Source organism: Streptomyces sp. NPDC048420 (assembly GCF_040651535.1).
Lineage (GTDB): Bacteria > Actinomycetota > Actinomycetes > Streptomycetales > Streptomycetaceae > Streptomyces.
The window spans coordinates 1-1,069 of the sequence record NZ_JBEZKG010000082.1; the positions used below are offsets into that span (position 1 = coordinate 1).

At 68.2% G+C, this 1,069-nt stretch carries 1 protein-coding gene; it reads right to left on the reverse strand.

All coding sequences use genetic code 11. From position 1 onward, the window contains the following. Positions 1–17: 17 nt before the first annotated feature. Positions 18–884: an alpha/beta hydrolase gene (locus AB0D34_RS47290; protein ID WP_362674405.1), complete on the reverse strand. Its 867-nt coding sequence runs from the start codon at positions 882–884 to the stop codon at positions 18–20. Positions 885–1,069 lie beyond the last annotated feature (185 nt).

Below are 1,069 nucleotides of genomic sequence, written 5' to 3' on the forward strand. Positions count from 1 at the left end.
CTGACCGCATCGCGGCCCTACGGCCGGCCGAAGAACTCGAGGGCTGTCGGCACGAACTGCTCGTGGTACTGGAAGATGCCGCCGTGGCCGCCGTCGGGGTAGATCACCAGCTCGGCGTTGGGCAGGCGCCTTGCCAGGTCGTGTGAGTTCGGCGTCGGCACCATGCGGTCGTCGTCGCCGTTGGCGACGAGGACGGGCTGCTTGATGACGGACAGGTCCTGCGGCTGTGCCAGTCCCCAGCGGTGGATGGCCTTGAGCTGGGAGAAGTAGGAGGCGGGGCGGATCGCCTTGTCCCGGTCCTGGGTGCGCTCCTTGAGGCGGGCCAGGAACTCCTTGCCGGCCCGGATCCCGTTCGGGGTGCGGGTGAAGAAGAGGAACTGCTTCACGTCCTGCAGGGTGAGCAGTGCCCGCAGGGTGTCGTAGTGGGAGATCCGGGTGACGTTCTTGATGCCCTCGCCGCCGGCCGGGCCGGTGCCCGCGAGGATCAGCCTGCGGATGAGCTGCGGGTCGGTCTGGGCGATCACCTGGGCGATCATGGCGCCCATCGAGAAGCTGAGGACGTCGACCTGCTCGAAGCCCAGGGCCCGGATGAAGGTGACGGCGTCCTTGGCCATCTCCTCGATGGTCTTGGGTGTCGTGCCGGTGGAGGCGCCCACGCCCCGGTTGTCGAACGTGATCACCCGGTGCTTGGCGGCGATGCCGTCGACGACCCGGGGGTCCCAGTTGTCCAGGACCGCGGCGAGGTGGGTGATGAAGATGACCGGCATGCCGGTGCGGGGGCCGAGGTCGCGGTAGGCGAAGGTCACTCCGTCGGCGGTGACGGTGCGGGTCTGCGCGTTCTTGTACGACGTCACCACGTCGCCTCCGGTTTCGCGTGCGTTCATGGTCGTGCCCTTCGATGTGAGGGTTACCGCCACTGTGCGCCCATGTCTGCTTCCTCACAGGTGGGCGCAGAGCGGTTCCCGGTCTCCCGGCTGCGGCTGCAGCCGGGGTCGGCGGTCAGAGGAGGCCCAGGGAGAACCCCCCTCGATCGGGTCCCTGAGCAACCCGCCGACCATTGAAGTATGAC